Genomic DNA, 23,349 nt, shown 5'->3' on the forward strand with positions numbered 1-23,349 from the left:
ATAAGCCAGAAAAATCAAAAATGAAACAGCCATTTTCGATTTTCCTGTCTTATGCCTTAGTGCTGAACGCTTCTTTCACAACCTTGATAAACGGTGTTCAAGAAGCTGACCTTCAACATTAAGCTAAAAAATCATAAAATATGAGGAGCTATTTTTTGATTTTCTATCTTACTGCTCAGGTCAGAACGCTTCTTTCACAACCTCTTACTTTGTACGTCTTTTTCGTATTGTAGGACTTCTTGGTACCAGTCCATGCCTACTGGGACGTTGTTGATTTCACAGAAGTAATTCCAAACGTCGGCGTATGGGAAGTCTTTTAATTCTTCAGTGAAGGCTAAGCGTTTGGTGAAGTCGAAGTTTAGTTCGGCTTCTTTTAATTCTTCGATTGGTTCAAGCATGGCTTTTAACAATGCCTTTTGCGTATTTCTTGTGCCGATTGCCCATGCGGCGATCCGGTTGATGGTTGCGTCAAAGAAATCGAGTCCGATCGCTGTTTTTTCAAGTAAATGATTGCGGACTAATTCTTTGCCGATTTCTTGTAATTCATCATCCATGATCACAACATGGTCTGAATCCCAACGCACAGGACGAGAGACGTGGAGCATGATCCCTTTTGAGAATAAGGCTAAAGACGAAAGTTTGTTGGAGATGACTTCAGTTGGATGGAAGTGACCTGCGTCTAGGCAGATCAATTTGTTACGTGTCAATCCATAGCCCATATAAAATTCGTGTGAACCTACTGTGTAAGCTTCAGCACCAAGTCCGAATAGTTTGGATTCTACGGCATCTTGTGTATATTCTTCGTTGAGTTCTTCTGAGAAAATCTCATCTAAAGATTCCATCAATCGTTGGCGTGGAGATAGGCGGTCGATTGGATTGTCTTTCATTCCATCAGGCATCCAAAAATTATCGATACATGTTTGTCCGATTTCTTTTCCCATATACTCGGCGATTTTACGAGCGCGTTTCCCATGTTCGATCCAGTAATCCCGTACTTCTTTGTCTGGATGAGCAAGTGTCAAGCCATCTTTCATCATTGGGTGAGAGAAGAAGGTTGGGTTGAAATCAAGACCGATCCCTTGTTCTTTTGCCCATGCGACCCATTTCTCGAAATGTTTTGGTTCGATCTCATTTAAATCGACCGGTTCGTCTGTATCTAGATACATGGCATGTAAATTCAATTTATGATTCCCAGGAATCAATGAGAAAGCTTTTTCTAAATCTTGGCGTAATTGGTCCGGCGTATGTGCGGCTCCAGGATAGTTTCCTGTAGCCATGATGCCGCCAGTCAGTTCTCCATCTGGTGTCAAAAATCCTTTGACATCATCGCCTTGCCAACAGTGCATCGAAATCTTCACTTCTGCGAGTTTCTGCAAGACCTCCTCGGTATCGACACCGATACTCGCATATTTTGCTTTGGCTTCTTCGTAACGTTCTTTGACATTCATCATATTGAATCTCTCCTTTATATTAAAAATTCTTTGTATCTAGCAAGTGCTTGTGTCATTTCCTCGGTATGTCGAGGATGAAAAGTGGCTAATGAAACGGAATCTCTGATCGCTTCACGCGCCAGTTGCAACGTACCGTAGCCGTTCGTCGCAATCATTTGGACCATTAGATTGCCAATAGCGGTCGCTTCATCTGGTCCTGCTTCGACTTCGATATTGCAAATATCGGCTGTCAGCTGATTAAGGAAGGTATTGTTTGAACCCCCACCGACAATGTGTAATCGATGAAATTTTTTTCCGGTGATCCGTGCTAAGTTCTCTAGTTCGACAGCGTAGCATAGAGCTAAATTGTCATAGATACAGCGAGCCAGCTGACCAGGGGTTTGAGGGATAGATTGGTTTGTTTCTTTACAATAATCTTGTAATTCTTGAATCATATTTTGGGGATTCAAGAAACGTGGGTCGTTGACATTGATCAATTGTTGGAAAGGCGCTTCCTGTGCTGCCAGTTCTGCCAATTCAGCAAAACTATAGGCACCATCTTGCAAACGAGCAACTTCTTGGATCAACCACATACCCATGATATTTTTTAAGAAGCGAATGGTTCCTTGCACACCCCATTCATTTGTAAAGTTAGCGTCAAATGCTTCTTTTGTTGAAATGCCTTCAGGAATCTCTACACCCATCAACGACCAAGTGCCTGAACTGATGTATGCCCACTCTTTACCAGTCGCGGGTGTGCCGACAACTGCTGAAGCAGTGTCGTGAGAAGCAATCGTGATAAAGGTCGCTTTTGGCAGATCATAGGTTGGAAATTGGGCAGTTTGTAATTCGCCTAGAATCTGTCCAGGCTCGGTGATTCGTGGGAAAAGCGAAGCGTCGATGCCTAGAACAGCTAAAATATCTGAGTCCCACTTCCGAGTTTCTAAGTTCAGAAGCTGCATAGTAGACGCATTAGTCTTTTCGGTGACTGCTTCTCCAGTGAAGAGGTAACCGAGTAGATCAGGCATCAATAGCAAGCGATGGGCATTTGTTAACGTTTCTTTTTCTTCAACAAGTAATTGAAACACCGTGTTGAATGGTTGCAGTTGGATACCTGTTTTTTGGTAAAGTTCATCTAGTGGCATGTTTTGTTCAAATTGTGGGATGGCATCTTTCGTTCGCTCATCACGATAGCTCGTCGGGGCGTCGATCAAATGACCATCAACATCAAGCAAGCCATAATCGACACCCCAAGTATCGATGCCGACATAACATTCTGCGATACCTTGTTGCTTGGCTTTTTCCAAACCTTTTAAGATTTCAGTGACTAGATGTGTGAGCGGCCACTTTGCGACACCATCGATTTTTTCAAATCCATTTTTGAAGCGATGGACTTCCTGTAAGTCAAAACGGCCTAATTCATTAAGATTGGCATGGATCAAACGACCACTTGAAGCGCCAATGTCGATAGCAAGATAATTCATCAAAATTCCTCCAATTTGTTTTTGCTTGAATCAATGAAAACTAGACTTCATTTGGGAGTGGCTTCTTTTTAAGAGTAAGGAGAAGAAAAAGAATACCTAAAACGGTCATCAAAATGCAGCCATTGATAAAAATATTTTGTAAAGCATCAGAACCGATACCGAATCTTTCTAAAAGTCGATGTCCATAGGGTGAAACAAAGTTACCGATATTTGCTAGAACGAGAATAAAGGAAGTGGTACTTGCTTTTGCTGCCTGCGGAACTGAACGAGTAGCATCATTGAAGATGTAAGGAACGAACAGAGCAAAGGCGATACCGTTCAGTGCAGCCCCTATACCGATCATAAATAAATGATTGGCTGTCAAGATGAGGAATAAGCTTGCTGCCATGATGAAAAAAGAAATAGGCAACGTCCATCGTTTCAATCCTTTGTAAATCAACCCGAATAAGAAACCAGCAACCATGTTAGCAATCTGCATAAAAGAAAGAAGCGTTCCGGCATCTGATTCTGTTCCTAGATTTTCAGTCACGATGAAGGTCGAAAGCTTAACGACAACGATCATGTAGAAAATACAGAGAAAGAAGATCAAAATGCCATACATGAGAGTGGTCGGACGGAGTGTTCCTTTTTCTGATGTTGCTTTTTTAGAAGCGAAGTTTTCTTTTTTCTGGGGTGGTTCAGGGACGAAAGCCATAAATAAGAAGATGATCGGAATGGTGATCAAGTAAACTAAGAACGCTTTTTGCCAGCCAAAAGTGAGGAGACGTCCGGCAGTGAAGGTCATGACTGCAGCTCCTAAACCTTGAAAGGCGGATTGGAAGCCAATCAATGTGGCAGCTTCTTCGCCTTCAAAAAATTCGCTGATCATACTGACTGCCAACGAGTTGAAGAGACCAAAGCCAGCACCTAATGCTGCGCGGGAGATCATCAATAAATAGAAGTTGGCAGTGAAGACAGGTAACACGCCAGCAACTCCAGCAAGCAACAACCCAAGTAAGACAGTTTGTTTCTGTCCGATGGCTTTGGCAATCAAACTACTCAAAGCAATAAAAATCACAACAGTTAGTTGAGGAATGGTCATCAGTAGTTCGACGGATGAAGCCGATTGATCATTGAAGTAGCCTAACATCATCGGTAAAGCGGATGCGATAGCAGTATTTGACGTTAAAACTAAGGAAATGGATAACAGCGACAGTTTCATCAACCAAGTCTTTCTCATAGCTTGTTCCTCCAGATGAAGATGTATTTGTTGCACTCATCATATCTTGTAACCCTTTTCGCAACAATGTCAGTATGTTACTATATTGGTGTCAAATTTACATATCAAGGGGGAGTAAAACGATGAATCCGTTTGTACAAAAGATCTTTCTGCCGTATACACCCGAAGAGTTAGAACAGCGAAAGACGGGGCAATGGATCAAGGAATTTGAAGGAGAAAACTTAGACGAACAAGACCAGCAATTCAAATTAGACGATCACCATCTTTTTCAAGAAAATAATATTTTGATTCGCCAACATCGACGCTTCGCTCATTATCCACTACATTCCCACCATTTTTTAGAATTCAATTATATGTATTGCGGTACTTCAGAACAGATCGTCAACGGTCTGCCAATCACTTTGAAAGAAGGACAATTATTACTTTTAGATACAAATAGTCGCCATGAACTGATGCCTTTGGGTGAACATGATATTTTGCTGAATTTCTTATTCAAAACAAATGATATCAATATCAATCTTCTGAAAAAAATCGATAATCGTAGTGGGGGTTTGACGTATAATTTTTTGATGAATGCCATTTTAGAACCCGGCTATAATGAAACACATCTTTTGTTACACTTAGCTAAAGAACCAGAGATCCAAGTCACGTTGGATCAGATGATCCTCGAATATTTTTCAAAAAAACATCTGGGAAATGAAATCATGAACGCTTTTTCACAAGTGTTATTTTTACAGCTTTCTAGAGTCTATCACTCACAATTAGCAAAGATCTACAAAAAAGATGGACAAAGCAACTTAATGATCAAAATTCTGCAACGGATCGAAAGTGACTATCGAACATTGAACCTAAAAACGTTGGCAGATGAGTTAGGGTATAATCCCAATTATCTGTCTAATTTGATCAAGCAACAGACAGGCAAATCCTTCAAACAATTGATTACGAATCAACGATTACATGAAGCACAGGATCTAATTTTATCTACCCGTTTCTCGATTGAGGAGATTGCGGCCAGTGTAGGTTTTTCCAATAAGACACATTTTTACAAAAAATATCGAGAATATTTTGGGGATACGCCAATCGCCATTCGCAAACGACGCTGAAATAGTTATTTATACATAAAAAGCCAACTGCGAAAAGGTCGGGACAGAAGCATTTAATCTCGGAAAATAAGGCGCCATCCACAAAAATTTGAAAAACAATTTTCGTGGATGGCGCCTTATTTTCCGAAGCGGTTCCTTCTATTCTCGCCGTTTATTCGATTTTGGGTGGTGAGGTTTAATGTCCTACTCTTAGATTGCGTTTGGCTTTTTTCATTTACTAGAAGTAGAAGCTACTTATTTCAACTTAGTTAAAACATCTTCTGGAACTTGGTTTTCATCGATCGTCGTTGGACCAGAGGTCACTCGTTTTTGACTTACCTCTGCTTTGACATAACTATTTGGCTCAAGGGGTGTTGGATGTTCTGAGGAGATCGTGTAACCTAACTTGATCGTTTTGCCATCTTTAGTCACAAATGTAAAGTCATAGTCATACGACTTCAACCCCCGAACTTTTTCACCGCTATCATCCACTGTATCAGTCAATGGTGGCACTGCTTCTGGTACTTTTGCATAAGCTACTTGACTTTTGTAGGTCTGATTGTAATATTCATACCCTTTGTAGCCACCAAACAATAACAATAAGAGAGCGATTGCTCCAATCAATTTTTTCATCATATCCATCCTTTTATGTTTCTTGATATATCCAATTATCGCCGATTGATACAGTGTTTGAAAATCGAAAAACGTGACAATTTTGAAATATTATTAAAATAATACCATTCAGACTAGTTCAGTATCTGTTTGACATTCTGGCAACCGCTTGCTATAGTAAAAAAGAAAAATAAATAAAACCTAGATGAACGAGGTATTTTGATGAGTGTAGTAGGTATCTAATCGAGTAAGTTGAATAACCAATAAAGCAGTAGGCTTATTTGGTGTGCTTATAGATGGTACCTGTCTGAAACATTTCTTGTAATCAAATCAAGGGGAGGACATGTCTTATTTTAGCTGTGTCCTGCCCTTTTATTCTATTTTAGGTCTTTATTTATTTTGGGGACAGGTATCTCTTCAAGAAAAGGAGAGAATATGAATCATACAATCAAACAATTACAATTTGAACAAATCAGAAAAGAAGTGATTGCCCGAGCAATCGGAGATCACACGAAAGAACGTCTGGCAGAAATGTCGATCCCGACAAATCTGCAGACCGTAGAAACAAGACAAACAGAAACGAAAGAAGCCCGTACGATTTTAGAAAGTAGCCAGCACGTGCCCTTTATGGGGCTAACACGAATTGTGGCATTAACTGACCAAGTGAAAAAAGGCTTGATCTTAACCCCCGCTGAATTGATTGAATACGCTGATTTTTTAAGAAGCAGTCGAATGATCACTCGCTTCTTTGAAAAAAACCAATATCAAACGCCATTACTGTATGCGTACAGTAAAAATCTACCGGATCTTCAATCAGTAGAGGACTTAGTTTATGAACAAATCAAGAACCAACAAGTCGCAGATGAAGCATCAAAAAATCTACGTAAAGTACGAAAACAAATCCAAACGGTAGAAAAAGAAATCCAAGATCGTTTGCTAAAATTCTTGCGACATCCTGGGAATAAAGAAATGATCCAAGAAGCGATGATTGTTCAAAAAGGGGAACACGCAACGATCCCGATCAAAGCGAGTTATAAAAATAAAGTAGCCGGAACGATCATTGAACAGTCGAATAAAGGTACGACGGTATTCATCGAACCAACAGCAGTCGCTAAAGCAAGCGCACAACATCAATTATTGAAAGCAGAGGAAATTGCTGAAGAATATCAGATTCTAGCAAGTTTGACTGGGGCATTAGCTGAAAATGAACAGGCAATCGATCAAATCATCGAAACGGTCACCGTTTTCGATATTATTTTCGCACGTGGGAAATACAGTAGAGAGATCAATGGCATCACACCTATCATCAATAAATCAGAACGCATCCATCTGAAACAAGCGAGACATCCACTGTTATCAGAAAAAGCTGTTCCCTTAGATTTTGATTTGGGTGCAGAATATCGTGGATTAGTGATCACAGGTGCAAATGCTGGTGGGAAAACAGTTGTTTTGAAAACAGTCGGATTGCTGACGTTGATGGCAATGTTTGGTCTGCAAGTACCAGCAAAAGATGGGACAGAGCTTGCCGTATTCGACGAAGTTTTTGTCGATGTCGGCGATCAACAAGATTTAGCGAATGCATTGAGTACTTTTTCTGGGCATATGCAAAATATCGCACAGATTTTGAATAAAGTGGGTAGAAATACCCTAGTTTTACTTGATGAGATCGGTAGTGGAACAGAACCAACGGAAGGTGCAGCTTTAGCAATCGCCATCATGTCTGCAATGTATGAGAAAGGTGCGCTGATGGTTGCAACGACCCATTACGGCGAAATCAAAGAGTTTGCGGAACGACATGAAGATTTTGTGCCGGCAGCAATGGCTTTTGACCGAGAAGCCTTACAACCAAAGTATCAATTACAGGTAGGAAAAACAGGGGAAAGCCAAGCATTGTGGATCGCTAAAAAAATGCAAATGTCAGAGGACTTGATCCAACAAGCTCAGCAGTATCTTTCTACGAAAGACTATTCAAGGGAAAAACGCTTATTCAAACAACAAGTGAAGACGCAAGAAGTCAAGAACGAAGAAAAGGTTTTATTTTCAAAAGGGGATCGGGTATATGCCACCCAATACAAAAAAGAAGCATTAGTCTTTGAAGACACTGGCGAAGAGACGATCGTGATTTTTGTCGATAACCAAAAAGAAACGGTCCTTCGACAGCGTGTCCTTTTAAAAATGAGAGCAGAAGAACTTTATCCTGTAGGCTATGAGATCGATCAGCTATTTACAGATTTTAAAACGAGAAAATGGGAACGAGATATCGAACGAGGTTCAAAAAAAGCCCACAAAAAATTATTAAAAGAAACCCGTCAGCGTCAGGCTGCACGAAATGGAAACTCCGAAAAAACATAATAACAGATTCACAATGGCATACGAAGGATTGGAAGAGCTCGCAATAAAAAACTGACAATTAATTGGTTCCACGTGGAAAGTACGGTAAAATAGATGAAATGACATTTTGGGAGTTGTTAAGTAATGAATGGAGCATCTGATTGGCGAAAAGAAATTCGCACGATTCCGAATCTACTATCGATTATAAGAATTCTTTTATTGCCTTTTTATTTGTATTTTATGAGTAAGCAAGCTTTCTATCTGGCTGGATCGATCATCCTCTTTTCAGGAGTCACAGACTTTTTAGATGGATACATCGCCCGAAGATTCAATCAGATCACAGAACTTGGAAAAGTTCTTGATCCAATCGGTGATAAGTTGACGCAATTGGTCTTGATCATCTCCATGGCATGGGAACGTCCGTATATCTGGCTCGTTTTAGCTTTATTTATTGTGAAAGAAGCATTTATGCTGATTGCTGGGATCGTTGCTTTGCGTAAACAGGTCAAATTAGATGGAGCAAAGTGGTATGGTAAATGGGCGACAGCTGTGATTTATGTAGGGATGATTCTGCTGTTACTTTTCCCGGCGATTCCTGAAGGATGGGTCATGGTGATATTTGCAATCATTACCTACAGTTTGGCTCAGTCCTTTGTTTTATATGCTTTGGAGTATCGTAAACTACTGAAGCGCTAGGTAGTTTGGTGTATCTTATTGTTGTAACGGCGAATGAGAAGAGCATCGTTGCAATTTAAGTGAAGAATTTATCGAAAATCAATCGAAGTCAAAATTGGCTGAGATTGATTTTTTTTTGTTTAAGATAAAAAAATCAACTGAATGCAAAAAAAATAGCTGGTAATATGCCGAAGCATAGATGTAGCAATGATTCAAGAGTAAATATTTCAAGGAGTTAGGCAATATGTGAAGTTGAAATTACACAGAGAAGACTATATGATTTTATTATAATCTATTCGAGAAACAGGTAGTTCACAAAAAATAAGGTCGATTCAATCAGTCATATGTACATATTTTAGGTTTTACTATCAATCATCAGAAGGAGAGGTAATTTATGAATTTATCGAATATTCAATCTAGTGAAGAATACTTAAAACATTATAGAGAATTTATGGAAAACTGTTTTTCCATCAACTATCCACTTTTAGCTTCTTTTTACAAAGAACTTCATCATCGTTTTTTAGAGGTCGTCTCTCAAAAGGACGGACCTGTGTTTGAGCAATTACAAGAGTTGTTAGGGATCGATGCACAGCTACAGATACTTTACGAAATGGCGGAATGTATCGAATCGTTGAAATTAGAAATGAATGAAGAGAAAATCATTGAAATGATCAAGAGAGATAGCTTTTCTTTTTATAGAGAACGGATAGGGTTAACGAAGAAAGATCCTATTCCGCGCGGATTGATCTATCTGAGTGAAAAATAGCCAGTCAATCTTACAGCTGTTTCTCTATCAAGGGAAAAGATTCGACATAGTTTTTAACTTAATTCAGGCAGAAGTCGCTCATCCTCTATAGGTGGGTGATGAATGCCATTCGGTATGAGGGTTACCGTTGGTAACTCGAAAACCGACATATAAGGCATATTGCCTTTTTATTTTGTACTATGTTATAATCAGTCTATATAAGAAATGAGCTGATATAACAATGGAACTAGATACTAATAATCATTCAGTGTTTCTTCTCTATTATCATCTTGTACTGGTAACTAAATACCGTAGACAAGTGATTGATGATGAAATATCTGAATTTGCTAAAATAACTTTTGTACGAATTGCAGAGTCATATCACATCACTCTCGTTGAGTGGAATCATGATGAAGATCATGTTCATATTATGTTCAAAGCACAGCCAAAAACAGAGCTGACAAAGTTCATCAACGCTTATAAAAGCGCTAGTTCACGCTTGATAAAGCGTGACTATCCTAGAGTAAAACAATATCTTTGGAAAGAAATGTTTTGGTCTAAAAGTTTCTGCCTGTTGACAACTGGTAGCGCATCAATTGATGTCATCAAAAAGTATATTCAGAATCAAGGTAATAACCACAAATAGAGAGTTGGTGAGTCTTATGGAGCGACTAAAAGCATATAAATTCAGAATTTATCCAACAGAAGAGCAGGAAATTTTCTTTGCTAAGTCTTTTGGTTGTGTCCGTAAGGTCTACAATCTAATGCTTGATGACCGAATGAAAAATTATGAAGAAACTAAAAATGATTCTTCTACAAAAATAAAATTTCCAACACCAGCTCAATATAAGGAAGAATTTCCGTTTTTGAAGGAAGTAGATAGCCTTGCTTTAGCGAATGCACAACTTAATTTAGATAAGGCATATAAGAATTTTTTTAGAGATAAATCCGTTGGGTTTCCTCGATTCAAAAGTAAGAAGAATCCTGTACAAAGCTATACTACTAACAACCAAAAAGGAACAGTAGCTTTGATTGATAATAAATTCATCAAAGTTCCTAAGTTGAAGTCTTTAATCAAGATTAAACTCCATAGACAACCTAAAGGAATTATCAAATCTGCCACAATCTCACGTCATCCAAGTGGTAATTACCATATTTCTTTGTTGTGTAAAGAAGAAATAGTTGAACTTCCTAAAAACGATTCTTCTATTGGAATTGACCTTGGTATAACTGATTTTGCCATTCTTTCTGACGGTCAAAAGATTGATAATAATAAGTTCACGTCAAAAATGGAAAAGAAACTAAAACGTGAACAACGTAAGTTGTCAAGACGTGCATTATTAGCTAAACAAAAAGGTATCAATCTGTTTGAAGCTAGAAATTATCAAAAACAAAAACGTAAAATAGCACGACTACATGAAAAAGTAATGAATCAACGCAATGACTTTCTAAACAAGTTGAGCACAGAGATTATCAAAAACCACGATATGATCTGTATAGAAGACTTAAATACAAAAGGTATGTTGCGTAATCATAAACTAGCAAAAAGTATTTGGGATGTTTCATGGTCTAGTTTTGTGACTAGGTTACAATACAAAGCTGACTGGTACGGTCGAAATATTATCGAAGTGGATAAGTGGTTCCCATCTAGTCAAATCTGTTCGAATTGTGGACACAAAGACGGCAAGAAATCTCTAGAAATTCGAGAATGGACTTGTCCTGTTTGTCATGTTCATCATGACCGAGATATCAATGCTAGTATCAATATTCTGACCGAAGGTCTAAGACTACATTCTATGGGATTAGCTTAGATCCAATCATCAAAAACCGTAGGAACTACGGGGATAGCTTGGTAAATAAGAGAAACCGCTGTGAGTAAAGAAATACGCTTGCAAGTATGCTCTATTCCCAAGAAGCTCCCACTTCAAGCGTTAAAAACCGGTAGGTTTAGCTAAGTGGTGAGTAGTTCACTATACAGAAAAGCTGTGACCTAAGTGTTCAGCCCTGAGAAATAAGCGTGAAACCCAGAAAATTCCTCTTGGAATTTTGAGGTCTCACGCTTATTTCTGAAGGAGCTACTTCGCATTATCGCCAAATAATTACTGGATCTTCTGCTTGCACGATCCTGTCACTCTGGGATAAGAGAAAATCTACTGCGGAGGCGCCGATTTTTTTAGGGGAGAAATCAATAGTTGAAAAGGCTAATATCTCACTATATGGTAGATTTCCTTCACCTATGACAGTGAAATCTTTTTTATGAATGAATCCTGCCTGTTTCATTCCTGAAATTACACCGGCTGCTGTATCATCGCCATTGACATAGATTACCTCTGGAATAGAGGCGTGAGTTGTGATCTCTATTGCGAACGCATAGCCATCTGCATAGGTTTCGATACCAGTGAAATAGTTTTTTCCTTCAATCGCTTTTCCAAAATACGTTTCATAAGCAGTCAATTTATTTTTTGTAGTCTGGCTTTGTGAGGCACTGCGTTTAGTAGTAAAGATGACTCTGGAAATACCACGGGTATGCAGGGTAAGAAACAATTGATCATACGCTTTTTTTCGATCCGGATAAATCATGGCAAGGTCGTCATTGTCCATCTTTTCAGTTGAGACGATTTTTCCTTTGAAGCGAAGAGGTTCAAGTAGTTCATCATTTTTTGTTCGTGACGTCAGAATAAGACCGTCGATCATTTTTTGCTCTAGTAGTGTGTAATAGTGACTCTCCGTCTCCTTTTCGTAATAAGTAGGGAGTAATAATACTTGATACCCTTTACTTTTTGCCTGATACAAGATACTATCCACCAATTGATTATAGCAAGAACTATTGTTAGGCAAGGTAACACCTAAAGTATAGGTTTCTCCTTTACTCAATTTTACAGCATTGCCGTTCACCACATAGTTCGTCTCTTCAATAACGGATTGGACTTTTTTTCGTAAATCATCGGATACGTAACGGTCGTTATTTATCACTCTGGAAACGGTAGATTTGGATACTCCTGACATTTTTGCGATTTCTCGAATCGTAACGATGGGATTTTCCTCCTTTTCTCTTGACTTGGGACGCGTCCCAGTAGGTATACTTTTTCTGAAAGGTGGGAATGGAATGACAATCAAAATGATCGCTGTAGATATGGATGGTACATTTTTGAATGATCAAAAGAAATACAATGAAGAACGCTTTAAGAAACTTTTTGACTTGCTACAGGAAAAAGAAATAAAGTTTGTTGTAGCAAGTGGAAATCAATATTTCCAGTTGCGTTCATTCTTCCCTGATCTTTATAAAAGTATAGCATTCGTAGCAGAAAATGGGGCAAATATTTTAATTGGTGAAGACCATGTGTACAATGCAGAATTACGTCCTGAAAAAATCGTTCAGACATTAGATGTATTGGAAGAGTTAGCGCCAATGAACTTGATCTTATGTGGGAAACAGAGTGCCTATCTCTCTAATACGGTTTCTAAGGAGTTGTTTGAACGTGCAAGTTTTTACTACCCTAAGCTTGAAAAGGTAGAAGACCTGTATACGTTAGCTAAGGGAGAAGAAACGATTTTCAAGTTTGCTTTATCCTTCAATGAGCAAGAAGCGGCAGAAAAACTAACTGCCTTAAAGCATTCTTTAGGAGAGGGATTGATACCGGTCTCTAGTGGTCATGGAGATATCGATTTGATCATCCCTGGTGTCCACAAACTAAACGGGTTACGCTTGTTAGGCAAAAAATGGGGAATCAGTGAGGATGAGATTGCTACGTTTGGCGATAGCGGGAATGACTTTGAAATGATCCAACAGATCAAGCACAGTTTTGCTATGGAAAATGGACAGCCCAAGATCAAAGAAGCAGCTACGACGATTATCGGATCAAATAATACAGAGGCTGTACTCGATACGATCCAAGCAATTGTAGAAGGGAAATATACGTAACTTAGTGGTGGCAAATTACCGAAACATTGAGCTATAAGAAATAAGGCATCATCCACGAAAATTGTTTTTCAAATTTTTGTGGATGATGCCTTATTTTTCAAAGAGGTTCCATTTGTTTCCGCCGTTTATTCGGTTTTAAGTAGTGCGAGACAGAAACTTGCTGCGTTTATTTTTTGATGATCATATTGATGGCTTGTTCCATTTTTTTTGCTTGTTCCTCCACACTGTTTTCTGGATGCTCCAAGCAGTTTTTTAAATTTTCAGCAACGATCATCCCCATGACACGATCAATACTTGAACGAACAGCGCTTAATTGTGTAATGATATCCATGCACTCTTTTTCCTCGTCAATCATTTTTTGGATACCACGAATTTGTCCTTCTGTACGTCTCAAGCGATTTAGAATTGTTTTGTTGTCAATAGTCATCATAGAACCTCCCACTCTTTTTTTGCAAATAATACCCTATATAGGTATTATTTGCAAATGAAAACTGCAAATTTTTGAAATTAAAAGTTTTAATGGTTGACATAATCACATTTATCGTGTTGAATATACCCCGGTAGGTATATTTTTCTAAAAAAAGAGGAGAGAATGAAAATGGGATTATTTCAACTTAGTCAATCAATAACAGTAAAGGATTTGCAAGATAAATTAAAAGAAAACATCCAATTGATCGATGTTAGAACACCGGCTGAATACCGAGGTGGGCATATTAAGCAAGCGGAAAATATTCCTTTACACCGTATTAGTACGTATAATGGGGATAAACAAGCGCCGGTATACGTTATTTGTCAGTCAGGAATGCGTAGTAAGCAAGCGACGAAAGAATTAAAAAATCTTGGTTATCAGGCAATCAATATTCGTGGCGGGATGAATCAATGGTTTGGGGAAAAGATTGGAGGAAGATAAAAAATGAAATTTGTGATAATTGGCGGTGTTGCTGGAGGGATGTCTGCGGCTACTCGTTTAAGACGACTGCAAGAAGATGCAGAAATCGTTGTTTTTGAAAAAGGGCCCAATGTTTCTTTTGCTAATTGTGGCCTTCCTTACTATCTTTCTGGTGAAATCGATGAAAGAGAAAAGCTCTTGATCCAAACACCTGAAAGTTTAGCTGCACGCTTTCGTTTGGACGTTCGAGTGGATCATGAAGTCACAGCGATTTTTCCAGAAACAAAAGAAGTGGAAGTTTCTCATGGAGGGGAATCTCGCAAAGAAACGTATGATGCCCTTTTGCTTTCTCCAGGAGCTAAACCCTTTATACCTGAGATCACAGGCTTGTCTGAGGCAAAAAATGTATTTACTGTGAGAAATGTTCCAGATGTTGATGCTATCATGGGAAAATTAGAGGAACAACCTCGTAAAGCGGTAGTTATTGGCGCCGGTTTTATTGGGATCGAAGTAGCAGAAAATCTAAAAAAACGTGGACTGGATGTAACGATTGTCGAACGGACTCCGCAAGTCGTACCGACGTTGGATGAAGAGATGGCTTCTTTTATACAAAAAGAATTAGAAAATAATGATGTTCAAGTTTTAACCAATTGTGCCGTTACTAGTTTTGAAGAACAAGGAAACATGCTTCGTCTAGAAAATGGCGAAATGTTAGAGTCAGATTTGACGATTCTTTCGGTGGGGGTCCAACCAGATAGTCGTTTAGCTGAGATGGCAGGTTTAACGTTGGGATTACGTGGCGGTATCGTTGTGGATGAGCATTATCAAACGAGTGATCCGGCAATCTTTGCAGTAGGAGATGCGATTGTCGTGAAACATCAAATCACGAAGGAACCTGCATTGATTTCTTTAGCTTCACCTGCGAATCGACAAGGACGACAAGCTGCTGATAACATGGCTGGGCGGCCACGCCTGAATCAAGGCAGCCTTGGAACGGCTATTGTTCGAGCATTTGGTCAGACAGCTGCCTCCACAGGTATCACAGAACGACAAGCAAAAAAAGCAGGTTTATCTTTTCAAGTCCTCCATGCTTCAGGTAAAGATCATGCTGGCTATTACCCTGGTGCAACGGACTTGTTGTTGAAATTGATCTTCCATCCGGAAACTGGGGAAATCTATGGAGCTCAAGGAATCGGTCAAAAAGGAGTAGATAAACGAATCGATATTCTTGCGACAGCCATTAAAGGGCATTTGACAGTCTTCGACCTGCCAGAGTTAGAACTGACTTATGCACCGCCTTTTGGTTCAGCGAAAGATCCAGTAAATATGCTAGGTTATATTGCGATGAATGTCATCGAAGGATTGAGTGAGATGATACAGTGGCATGAATTGCCAGAAGAATTAGCACATGGGAAACAATTGCTTGATGTTCGGAATAAGGAAGAATTGCAAAAAGGTTATTTCCCAAAAGCTAGCCATATCCCTTTATCTGAATTGCGTCAACGATTGGACGAATTGGATAAAGAACAAGAATATATCGTCAGTTGTCATAGTGGATTACGTAGCTACTTAGCAGAAAGAATCTTGAAACAAGCGGGATTCACTGTGAAAAATTTAGATGGCGCTTTTTCTCTGTACCAAGCCGTCAGACCAGATGAATTATGCTATCCTCAAGGGTAGAACTTGAGGGTGTGACCGACGAGCTTTGTAAGGGAAGTAGTAAGCTTGGATGATCGTTTTTCTATTTTTAGAACTTGGCGCTTTTTTAGGCTATTTTTTTGAAGGATAGGAGCTGACGAATGACAAAACTCCAACCTTTCATCGATACAACTAGACAGAATACGTCAATTGTTTATAGGCGATTCCTCAGTTTTTTTCTATAATGAACAACTAGTGAAAATGAAAGGGGATGGCAGAGATGCACAAAATGAAAAAAGTACTTTTTGCTGCACTGATCTCCAGCAGTTTCTTTCTTTGTCAGACAGTCCGGGCAGATTCAAGTCAGCCAGCATCAGAAACCAGTGAGTCACAGATCCAGGAGAGTCAGGAGCCACTAGACTCGTCACATACACCTCTTAACGAAACTGATCCATCAGATTCGACTCGTTGGGAGAAGTTGGAGCAACAACGTAAAGAAGTGGAAGATACGTTGGAACAAGCGAAACAACAACTTATCGAAAAACAAAGGGAAATCGATCAAACAGTGAACGATTTAGCAAATCAAGCAGCGAGTGATCGCGATGAGTTAGCTGAGAAAATAGCTGAAGAGCGAGAAAAAGCCGAATTAGCAAAACAAAAAATAGCATCTGCGACCCAACGGGCAACCGAAGTACAAACGGAATTGCAAGATTTAGCGACGTCTACGGTTGCGTCAGTGGATCAGACACAAGCGGATATTCAAGCAGCTCGTACGGAAATCCATGAAAAAGCAGCAGAAGCTCAAGCGGCAATGGCCGATTTCGAAGCAAGAAAAGCAGATTTGTCTGCCAGTATCGAAAGAATCAAGGCGACCTTGCATTCCGCTGGAAAACGTTCGGTAGAAGCGGGGACAGTTACTGAAACAGAAACAAAAGTAGTGGAAGAACAACCCGCGAAGACATTACCAAAAACGGGCGATCGTCGGTCAATTTATTTGTCGGTGATCGGTAGCTTGTGCTTGCTGGTTGTTTTTGTCGGTGCTGTGTATCAAAAAAGAGTTTGAGAATGACATCTCAAACTCTTTTTTGTTGTTTGAAAACAACGGATTGATTATTGGTCTATATTTATTTTAAAAAATAAATGGTCGGATAATAGATTTTCACGTTCGTTTTCGTTGCTTTTACTGGTTTTTTAAATGTATTCAATCAATGCTTCCTATTTTTTTGGATAAATGGTATACTCGTTTTATTGTTTTTAGATATTTTCTAGAAAATTTACAAAAATAACGATAAACGCTCTTTCACGAGCGGAGAGAAAATAGGAGTGGAAAGAATGAAAGCATATATGCAACGAATGGGTCGCTCATTGATGTTGCCAGTAGCAGTCTTACCAGCGGCTTCTTTACTGGTTGGTCTTGCGAATTGGTTCGTAGGAGTAGGCATCAGTAATGCGGGAACGACCTTCTTAATGAATGCGGGGCTAGCGATTCTTAACCATCTTGCCTTATTGTTTGCGGTGGGTTTGGCATTGGGAATGTCAAAAGACAAAGATGGATCAGCTGCTTTGGCAGGATTGGTCGCTTACTTGATCCCTCAAACCGTTTTATCTGCGGATTCAGTACAAGGATTATTGCATCTGGGAGATCTCACTGAAGTCAATCCGGCTTTCAATACAATGGATAACAATGTATTTGTTGGAATCGTGGCAGGATTAGTCGCTGCTGCGATGTATAATCGGTTTAGCCAAGTGAAATTACCTATGGCCCTATCATTTTTTAGTGGGAAACGCTTAGTTCCGATCATGTCTGCCTTGAGCATGTTGGTTATTTCTGCGATATTATTATTTATTTGGCCGACTGTTTATGATGTACTGGTTTCCTTTGGGAAGGGGATTTCTCAATTAGGGTTTGTCGGTGCAGGACTATACGGTTTCTTCAATCGTTTATTGATTCCAACAGGCTTACATCATGCATTGAATTCTGTTTTTTGGTTCGATGTGGCAGGTATCAATGATATTGGAAACTTTTTAGCTGGACAACAAGCGTTAGATAGTGGAAAAGCAATAATTGGACAAACCGGTATGTATCAAGCTGGGTTTTTCCCAGTCATGATGTTCGGTTTACCTGCTGGGGCCTTTGCTATTTATCAAAGTGCACGTCCAGAAAAGAAAAAACAAGTCGCTTCTTTGATGCTAGCAGCTGGTTTTGCTGCGTTCTTTACAGGTGTGACTGAACCATTAGAATTTTCATTTATGTTTGTGGCGTGGCCGTTGTATGTTATCCATGCCATTTTTACAGGAATTTCATTAGCAATCAGTGCCTTTTTCCATTGGACAGCTGGTTTTGCTTTTAGCGCTGGTTTTGTGGATTACTTTTTGTCGTTGCAGAATCCAGTCGCCAATCAACCATTGATGTTGCTTGTTCAAGGAGTATTTTTTGCAGCTATCTATTATTTTGGCTTCCGCTTTGCCATCAAAAAGTTCAATTTGATGACACCAGGAAGAGAAACAGAAATTGGCGAAGAGACACCTGATATTGCTACGGGAACTAATGAATTTAGTCAACTAGCTGCGGTGATCTATGATGCATTAGGTGGAAAAGAAAATGTACAAGCAATCGATAATTGTACGACACGTTTGCGTCTACAGGTAAAAGACACAGCAAAAGTAAATCAAGAAGCGATTAAACAAACTGGCGTCCCAGGGGTAAAAGTAATTGATCAAACAAATATCCAAGTCATTGTAGGCACACAGGTCCAATTTGTAGCAGACGAAATGACGAAACTCCAACAAGGTAGTAAGCTAAAGAGAGAGACCGCTCAATCAATTCCTCACCAAGATGTGCCGGTTTCTGCTTCAAAGACAAGTAAGGAAACATTTGAACTCTATGCACCGGCGCTCGGTAAAATCATTCCGATCACTGAAGTCGGCGATCCTGTTTTTGCAGAAAAAATGATGGGTGATGGCTATGCAGTCTTGCCGGAAGCAAAAGAAATATTTGCACCAATCAGTGGAACGATCACTAGTATTTTTCCGACGAAACATGCACTGGGGATCGAAACAGACAATGGCCTTGAAGTATTGGTGCATATGGGAATCAACACCGTTGATTTACAAGGAGAACCCTTCACTCTTTATGTCAAACAAGCACAACGAGTGGAACGAGGTCAATTATTGGCAGTTGTTGACTTAGCGATGCTAGAAAAAGCAGGTAAACAAACAGATATGATCGTTGTATTTACAAATAGTGAGAAAGTTGAAAGTCTAACCATTGAAAAAAGAGCGATGGTTGAGGCGAATGAGGTGATTGGACAAGTCCAGTCATTGTGAAACGTGTGTGAGTAAAAAAACGAGTGGATACCCTAGAAATTTGGCGGGTCTTCACTCGTTTATTTGTTTCGTTTTTGTTAAATCAATCGAACAGCCGTCCCGCTACAAGTGACCATCAACATCCCATTATCTGAACCTAAGACTTCATAATCCATCTTCATCCCGATGATCGCATTTGCGCCAAGTGCTTCTGCGCGTTGCGCCATTTCAGCTAATGCTTCTTCTCTTGCTGTCAATAATTCCCCTTCATAACTTTTTGAGCGTCCGCCAAAAACGTTACGAATCCCTGCACCTAAATCTTTTAAGACGTTGATTCCCGTAATGACTTCACCAAAAACAATTCCCTCATAAGACTCAATGACTTGATGTTCTACGCTATTTGTTGTTGTAATGATCATTTTGATCACTCCTTTCTTTAAGGAAAGTATAGCAAATATCTCTTTTTAGTCCTATCTTTATCTTCACATAAATAAAAAAACTATCGTTCATTATATCGCATTATTTCCATTACCCATAGGAGTTGATATATACTTAATACAGTATCAAGAAAACCCTTACAGAAAGGGTGCTAAACTGAAGGAGGGGAATTCGTTGAAGAAAAGTATCTTACTGCTTTCCCATAGTAAGAAGGTCACGGATGGTATCAAAGAAATGATTGAACAAATGCAACAAACCGATGACGTAGAAGTATTATCACTTGGCGGAATCGAAGAGGGAGAACTCGGTTCTGATCCGATGAAGATCGTTGATGCCGTCAATCAATCAGCCGATTCATCTGCTTATTTTGTTTTTGCTGATCTTGGTAGCGCAGTGATGAATTCAGAATTGGCAAAAGATTTATTGGAGGAAGCCCAACAAAAAAACTACTACTTGGTGGATGCCCCCTTAGTAGAAGGAGCCTTTGCGGCTGCTATTACAGCAGGGACAACCGACAATATCGAACAAATCATAGAAGAAGCACGACAAGCAGGGAAGAAAGGGTGGATGTAAATTGAAAAAAATCATGAATGAACCTGGGGATATCGTAGAAGAAATGCTAGAAGGGATCGTAAAGAGTTATCCAGAGCTAGTACATCGTGTAGAAGATTCTCGTGTAATTGCGAAAAATCAGTTGAACGAACAAGTCGGGTTAGTTTCTGGAGGGGGTAGTGGACATGAACCAGCTCACGCAGGTTTTGTCGGAGATGGCATGTTAAGTGCAGCAGTTTTGGGGGATGTTTTTACCTCACCGACACCTGATCAAATCCAACTAGCGATCAAAGAAGCGGACCAAGGACAAGGTGTGTTATTGATCATCAAAAACTATACTGGAGATATATTGAATTTTGAAATGGCAAAAGAGTTAGCTGCTATGGATGAAATTGACGTCGAAGAAGTAGTGGTCGATGATGATATCGCGGTAGAAAACAGCACGTATACGGCAGGGAAGCGTGGCGTAGCGGGGACTATTCTTGTCCATAAGATTTTAGGAGATGCTGCCAAAAATGGCGCGAGCTTGACTCAACTGAAGGAATTAGGAGAGCGAGTGGTTGCTGCGACCAAAACAATTGGTGTCGCATTACGGGCTGCGACTGTCCCAGAAGTAGGGAAGCCGGGTTTTGACCTAAATGAAGACGAAATCGAATACGGTGTAGGGATTCATGGCGAACCAGGTTATCGTCGAGAAAAACTGCAACCCTCTAAATTGTTAGCGAAAGAGTTAGTCACGAAAATTTTGAGTGAATATACTGAAAAACCAAAAGAAGTCGGTGTCTTAGTGAATGGGATGGGTGGTACACCATTGATGGAACAATTTGTATTCATGAATGATGTGTTGACGTTGTTGAATGAAGAACAGGTGGATGTTACTTTCCATAAAGTCGGTGATTTGATGACTTCATTGGATATGCAGGGACTATCATTAACAATGGTTGACTTAACAGAAACCACTTGGAAAGAAGCTTTAACAAGTCACGTAGAAACGATTGCATGGTAAAGGATGATGAAAAAATGAAGTTGACGGTAAAAGAGATCCAAGCATGGCTTAACCGCTTTGCTGAAGAGATCAAAGAGAAAAAAGCGTACCTAAGTGATTTAGATACCCCCATTGGCGATGGGGATCATGGGAATAATATGGGAAGAGGTGTGACAGCTTATGAAGCAGCTTTTCAACAGAAGGCACCTGACACTATCAGTGATACCTTCAAGATGTTTTCTATGGCAATGATTTCCAAAGTAGGAGGCGCCTCGGGTCCTCTTTACGGTTCTGCGTTTATGAATTTGATGAAAGCAACAAAAGGAGTAGAGCAGATCGATTCACAAGAACAATTAGGTGAGTTCATCCGTGAAGGAGCGAACGGCATCCAAGCAAGAGGAAAAGCGGAACAAGAAGATAAAACCATGTTAGATGTTTGGTTCCCTGTAGCTGAAGCACTAACCGCAGGGAATCTTACGAAAGAAGTAATTGAGCAGGCAAAAGAACACACAGCAGGTTTAGTCGCGAAAAAAGGACGTGCTTCTTATTTAGGTGAACGTTCAATCGGTCATATTGATCCTGGTGCGGCATCTAGTGCCATCTTGTTTACTACGTTATTAGAAATAATCGACGAAATATAAAAAAGGTTGGATAGAAGGATCTAACCTCGATAAATCAGGCGCCATCCACAGTGGTTTTAACCTTATGTGGATGACGCCTTTTTTAAAACCATTATTTTTTGGTCCGTCCTTTATCCTGTTTAAGGTGAGACAAGTGGTTGTTTGTTAGATATTCCCAATGCCACCGCCCAATTCTGGACGATTGATTTCATCAACCACTGAGACTGTTACCGTTTTTTCGACTCTTGGATCTTCTGTTACGCCAAATGTCACGGCAAATTCGCCAGTTTTGTTTGCTTCAATCGAGGAATGCTTCACGTAAACATTTGCCTTTTGCCCAAGGAGAGTCACGGCATTTGCGCCGGTTGCTTGGATCAGTGAGAGGTCATCCGTTTGACCTAACTGGACAGTTGCATCGAATGCTTGCAAAAAGAATCTGGAAGGAACGTAGTTATCCGAAGTGACGGTAAGATTGACAGTTTTAGTAAATAAACTTGAGTCTCCTTTGAGACCGAATGTAACAGTGTAATTTCCTGGCTCGAACTTGATTGTGGAGTGTTTGATTTCTACAGGCAAGGAATGTCCTAAAATATCAGTTGCCTTGGCATTAGTCATGATGATCAACGTTTGTTCGTCCAATTGGTCGATCGAGACAGTAGCATCCGATGCGTCGACAAAGTAAAGACTTTCTTGCTCGTTCCCTGCGTCATTAGTAACTGTGACTTGGACTGTCTTACGGATCTTTGGTTCTTCTTTGATCCCTAAAACGATTTGATACGTACCAGGGGTATCATTCACTACATTTGATTTCTTGATCACAACATCTACTGGAGAGCCGCCAGAAGTCAGCGCTTGCGCATTTGTTGCTTGAAGGATAGCTGCTTCATCTACTTGCCCCACCGGAACCGTTGCATCATCAGCAGTTAATTGATAAATACCATAAGTCGGACAGTCTTCAAGTTTATCGACGACAGTGACTGTGATCTCTTTTTCTACTGAAGACATGATGGTCGTGCCGATCGTTGCTTGATAGATGCCTGGAGTGTCTTGTACATTGGCTGACTTGATGATCGGAGGGACTTCTACGCCAATCGAATTTGTGATGCGGGCATGAGAAGCTGTTAAAATATTCTCGTTAGACGTTTCGCCAACTTCCAATACAACATCTGACCCACTAATGGCAAAGGCGCCAATGAAGTCAGTTTCGCCAGCTGTTGGATGTATTTCCTCAGCGCCGACAGGTTGAGAGACATTCAAGCATGAGACTGCACATAAAATCGCACTAGCAGATAAAGCAATTTTCAAAATCATCGATTTCATTTTTTATTCCTTCTTTCTAAAATAATTTTTGATACCTATAACAATATAACAGCTGTTTGAGTTATTAACGTAACGACAATTATGTAATTAAAGAAAAAAAT

The 23,349-nt window shown here is 39.8% G+C and carries 22 protein-coding genes; 14 read left to right on the top strand and 8 right to left on the bottom strand.

Annotation, left to right across the window (positions count from 1 at the left end; genetic code table 11):
* Nucleotides 1–194: 194 nt before the first annotated feature.
* Genes rhaA through IGJ39_RS02015 form a run of 3 tightly spaced genes read right to left on the bottom strand, consistent with a single transcriptional unit; the run spans nt 195 to nt 4,133 of the window.
* A complete protein-coding gene (gene rhaA, locus IGJ39_RS02005; RefSeq protein ID WP_019722530.1) occupies nt 195–1,451 on the bottom strand; it encodes an L-rhamnose isomerase in 1,257 nt (418 codons plus the stop codon).
* Nucleotides 1,452–1,465: 14 nt separating this feature from the next.
* Nucleotides 1,466–2,914 carry a rhamnulokinase gene (gene rhaB / locus IGJ39_RS02010; protein WP_019722529.1) on the bottom strand — a complete coding sequence of 483 codons (1,449 nt, stop codon included), beginning with the start codon at nt 2,912–2,914 and terminating at the stop codon, nt 1,466–1,468.
* Between the two features lie 40 nt (nt 2,915–2,954).
* Nucleotides 2,955–4,133, bottom strand: coding sequence for an MFS transporter (locus IGJ39_RS02015; RefSeq protein WP_195273639.1), 1,179 nt, complete (start codon nt 4,131–4,133; stop codon nt 2,955–2,957).
* Between the two features lie 122 nt (nt 4,134–4,255).
* Between IGJ39_RS02015 and IGJ39_RS02020 the strand changes: the two genes are divergently transcribed.
* Nucleotides 4,256–5,236, top strand: coding sequence for an AraC family transcriptional regulator (locus tag IGJ39_RS02020; RefSeq protein WP_019723863.1), 981 nt, complete (start codon nt 4,256–4,258; stop codon nt 5,234–5,236).
* 234 nt (nt 5,237–5,470) lie between these two features.
* On the opposite strand, the gene IGJ39_RS02025 is transcribed toward IGJ39_RS02020, so the two are convergent.
* Nucleotides 5,471–5,848: a DUF1093 domain-containing protein gene (locus IGJ39_RS02025; RefSeq protein ID WP_019723864.1), complete on the bottom strand. Its 378-nt coding sequence runs from the start codon at nt 5,846–5,848 to the stop codon at nt 5,471–5,473.
* A gap of 414 nt (nt 5,849–6,262) precedes the next feature.
* Between IGJ39_RS02025 and IGJ39_RS02030 the strand changes: the two genes are divergently transcribed.
* The 5 genes from IGJ39_RS02030 (at nt 6,263) to tnpB (ending at nt 11,389) form a co-directional block, all read left to right on the top strand.
* A complete protein-coding gene (locus tag IGJ39_RS02030) occupies nt 6,263–8,179 on the top strand; it encodes an endonuclease MutS2 (protein ID WP_019723865.1) in 1,917 nt (638 codons plus the stop codon).
* Nucleotides 8,180–8,302: 123 nt separating this feature from the next.
* Nucleotides 8,303–8,854 (top strand): CDP-alcohol phosphatidyltransferase family protein, encoded by a 552-nt coding sequence (locus IGJ39_RS02035; RefSeq protein WP_019723866.1) that lies wholly within the window; start codon nt 8,303–8,305, stop codon nt 8,852–8,854.
* A 373-nt stretch (nt 8,855–9,227) separates the two neighbouring features.
* A complete protein-coding gene (locus tag IGJ39_RS02040; protein WP_019723867.1) occupies nt 9,228–9,599 on the top strand; it encodes a DUF7006 family protein in 372 nt (123 codons plus the stop codon).
* A 220-nt stretch (nt 9,600–9,819) separates the two neighbouring features.
* Complete coding sequence (gene tnpA, locus IGJ39_RS02045; protein WP_019723868.1) at nt 9,820–10,224, top strand: IS200/IS605 family transposase; 405 nt, start codon at nt 9,820–9,822, stop codon at nt 10,222–10,224.
* Between the two features lie 16 nt (nt 10,225–10,240).
* Nucleotides 10,241–11,389 carry an IS200/IS605 family element RNA-guided endonuclease TnpB gene (gene tnpB, locus IGJ39_RS02050; protein WP_438764152.1) on the top strand — a complete coding sequence of 383 codons (1,149 nt, stop codon included), beginning with the start codon at nt 10,241–10,243 and terminating at the stop codon, nt 11,387–11,389.
* Between the two features lie 274 nt (nt 11,390–11,663).
* On the opposite strand, the gene IGJ39_RS02055 is transcribed toward tnpB, so the two are convergent.
* Nucleotides 11,664–12,611, bottom strand: coding sequence for a LacI family DNA-binding transcriptional regulator (locus IGJ39_RS02055; RefSeq protein ID WP_029593972.1), 948 nt, complete (start codon nt 12,609–12,611; stop codon nt 11,664–11,666).
* 73 nt (nt 12,612–12,684) lie between these two features.
* Between IGJ39_RS02055 and IGJ39_RS02060 the strand changes: the two genes are divergently transcribed.
* A complete protein-coding gene (locus IGJ39_RS02060; RefSeq protein ID WP_019722742.1) occupies nt 12,685–13,500 on the top strand; it encodes a Cof-type HAD-IIB family hydrolase in 816 nt (271 codons plus the stop codon).
* 166 nt (nt 13,501–13,666) lie between these two features.
* Here the strand turns inward: IGJ39_RS02060 and IGJ39_RS02065 are convergent, their stop codons facing one another.
* Nucleotides 13,667–13,927 carry a metal-sensitive transcriptional regulator gene (locus IGJ39_RS02065; RefSeq protein WP_010736403.1) on the bottom strand — a complete coding sequence of 87 codons (261 nt, stop codon included), beginning with the start codon at nt 13,925–13,927 and terminating at the stop codon, nt 13,667–13,669.
* A gap of 171 nt (nt 13,928–14,098) precedes the next feature.
* On the opposite strand from IGJ39_RS02065, the gene IGJ39_RS02070 reads away from it, so the two are divergent.
* The 4 genes from IGJ39_RS02070 (at nt 14,099) to nagE (ending at nt 19,354) form a co-directional block, all read left to right on the top strand.
* A complete protein-coding gene (locus tag IGJ39_RS02070; RefSeq protein ID WP_019722741.1) occupies nt 14,099–14,410 on the top strand; it encodes a rhodanese-like domain-containing protein in 312 nt (103 codons plus the stop codon).
* A 3-nt stretch (nt 14,411–14,413) separates the two neighbouring features.
* Nucleotides 14,414–16,069 (top strand): FAD-dependent oxidoreductase, encoded by a 1,656-nt coding sequence (locus tag IGJ39_RS02075; RefSeq protein ID WP_019722740.1) that lies wholly within the window; start codon nt 14,414–14,416, stop codon nt 16,067–16,069.
* Nucleotides 16,070–16,307: 238 nt separating this feature from the next.
* The gene (locus tag IGJ39_RS02080) at nt 16,308–17,090 is read left to right on the top strand and encodes an LPXTG cell wall anchor domain-containing protein (protein ID WP_019722739.1); all 783 of its coding nucleotides are present in this window, start codon (nt 16,308–16,310) and stop codon (nt 17,088–17,090) included.
* Nucleotides 17,091–17,359: 269 nt separating this feature from the next.
* Nucleotides 17,360–19,354 (top strand): N-acetylglucosamine-specific PTS transporter subunit IIBC, encoded by a 1,995-nt coding sequence (gene nagE, locus IGJ39_RS02085; protein WP_019722738.1) that lies wholly within the window; start codon nt 17,360–17,362, stop codon nt 19,352–19,354.
* 77 nt (nt 19,355–19,431) lie between these two features.
* Here the strand turns inward: nagE and IGJ39_RS02090 are convergent, their stop codons facing one another.
* On the bottom strand, nt 19,432–19,752 hold the full coding sequence (locus tag IGJ39_RS02090; RefSeq protein ID WP_019722737.1) for a heavy metal-binding domain-containing protein: 321 nt from the start codon (nt 19,750–19,752) through the stop codon (nt 19,432–19,434).
* A gap of 193 nt (nt 19,753–19,945) precedes the next feature.
* On the opposite strand from IGJ39_RS02090, the gene dhaM reads away from it, so the two are divergent.
* Genes dhaM through dhaL form a run of 3 tightly spaced genes read left to right on the top strand, consistent with a single transcriptional unit; the run spans nt 19,946 to nt 21,949 of the window.
* Nucleotides 19,946–20,344 carry a dihydroxyacetone kinase phosphoryl donor subunit DhaM gene (dhaM, locus tag IGJ39_RS02095; protein WP_019722736.1) on the top strand — a complete coding sequence of 133 codons (399 nt, stop codon included), beginning with the start codon at nt 19,946–19,948 and terminating at the stop codon, nt 20,342–20,344.
* 1 nt (nt 20,345) lies between these two features.
* Nucleotides 20,346–21,329 (top strand): dihydroxyacetone kinase subunit DhaK, encoded by a 984-nt coding sequence (gene dhaK, locus IGJ39_RS02100; protein WP_010736396.1) that lies wholly within the window; start codon nt 20,346–20,348, stop codon nt 21,327–21,329.
* 14 nt (nt 21,330–21,343) lie between these two features.
* On the top strand, nt 21,344–21,949 hold the full coding sequence (gene dhaL, locus IGJ39_RS02105; protein WP_029593968.1) for a dihydroxyacetone kinase subunit DhaL: 606 nt from the start codon (nt 21,344–21,346) through the stop codon (nt 21,947–21,949).
* 144 nt (nt 21,950–22,093) lie between these two features.
* Here the strand turns inward: dhaL and IGJ39_RS02110 are convergent, their stop codons facing one another.
* Entirely contained in the window at nt 22,094–23,248 is a 1,155-nt protein-coding gene (locus IGJ39_RS02110; RefSeq protein WP_019722734.1) for a hypothetical protein, read from the bottom strand.
* Between the last annotated feature and the right edge of the window lie 101 nt (nt 23,249–23,349).

Origin of the sequence: Enterococcus sp. AZ140, assembly GCF_051714405.1 — a bacterium.
Classification (GTDB): Bacteria; Bacillota; Bacilli; order Lactobacillales; family Enterococcaceae; genus Enterococcus_B; species Enterococcus_B pernyi.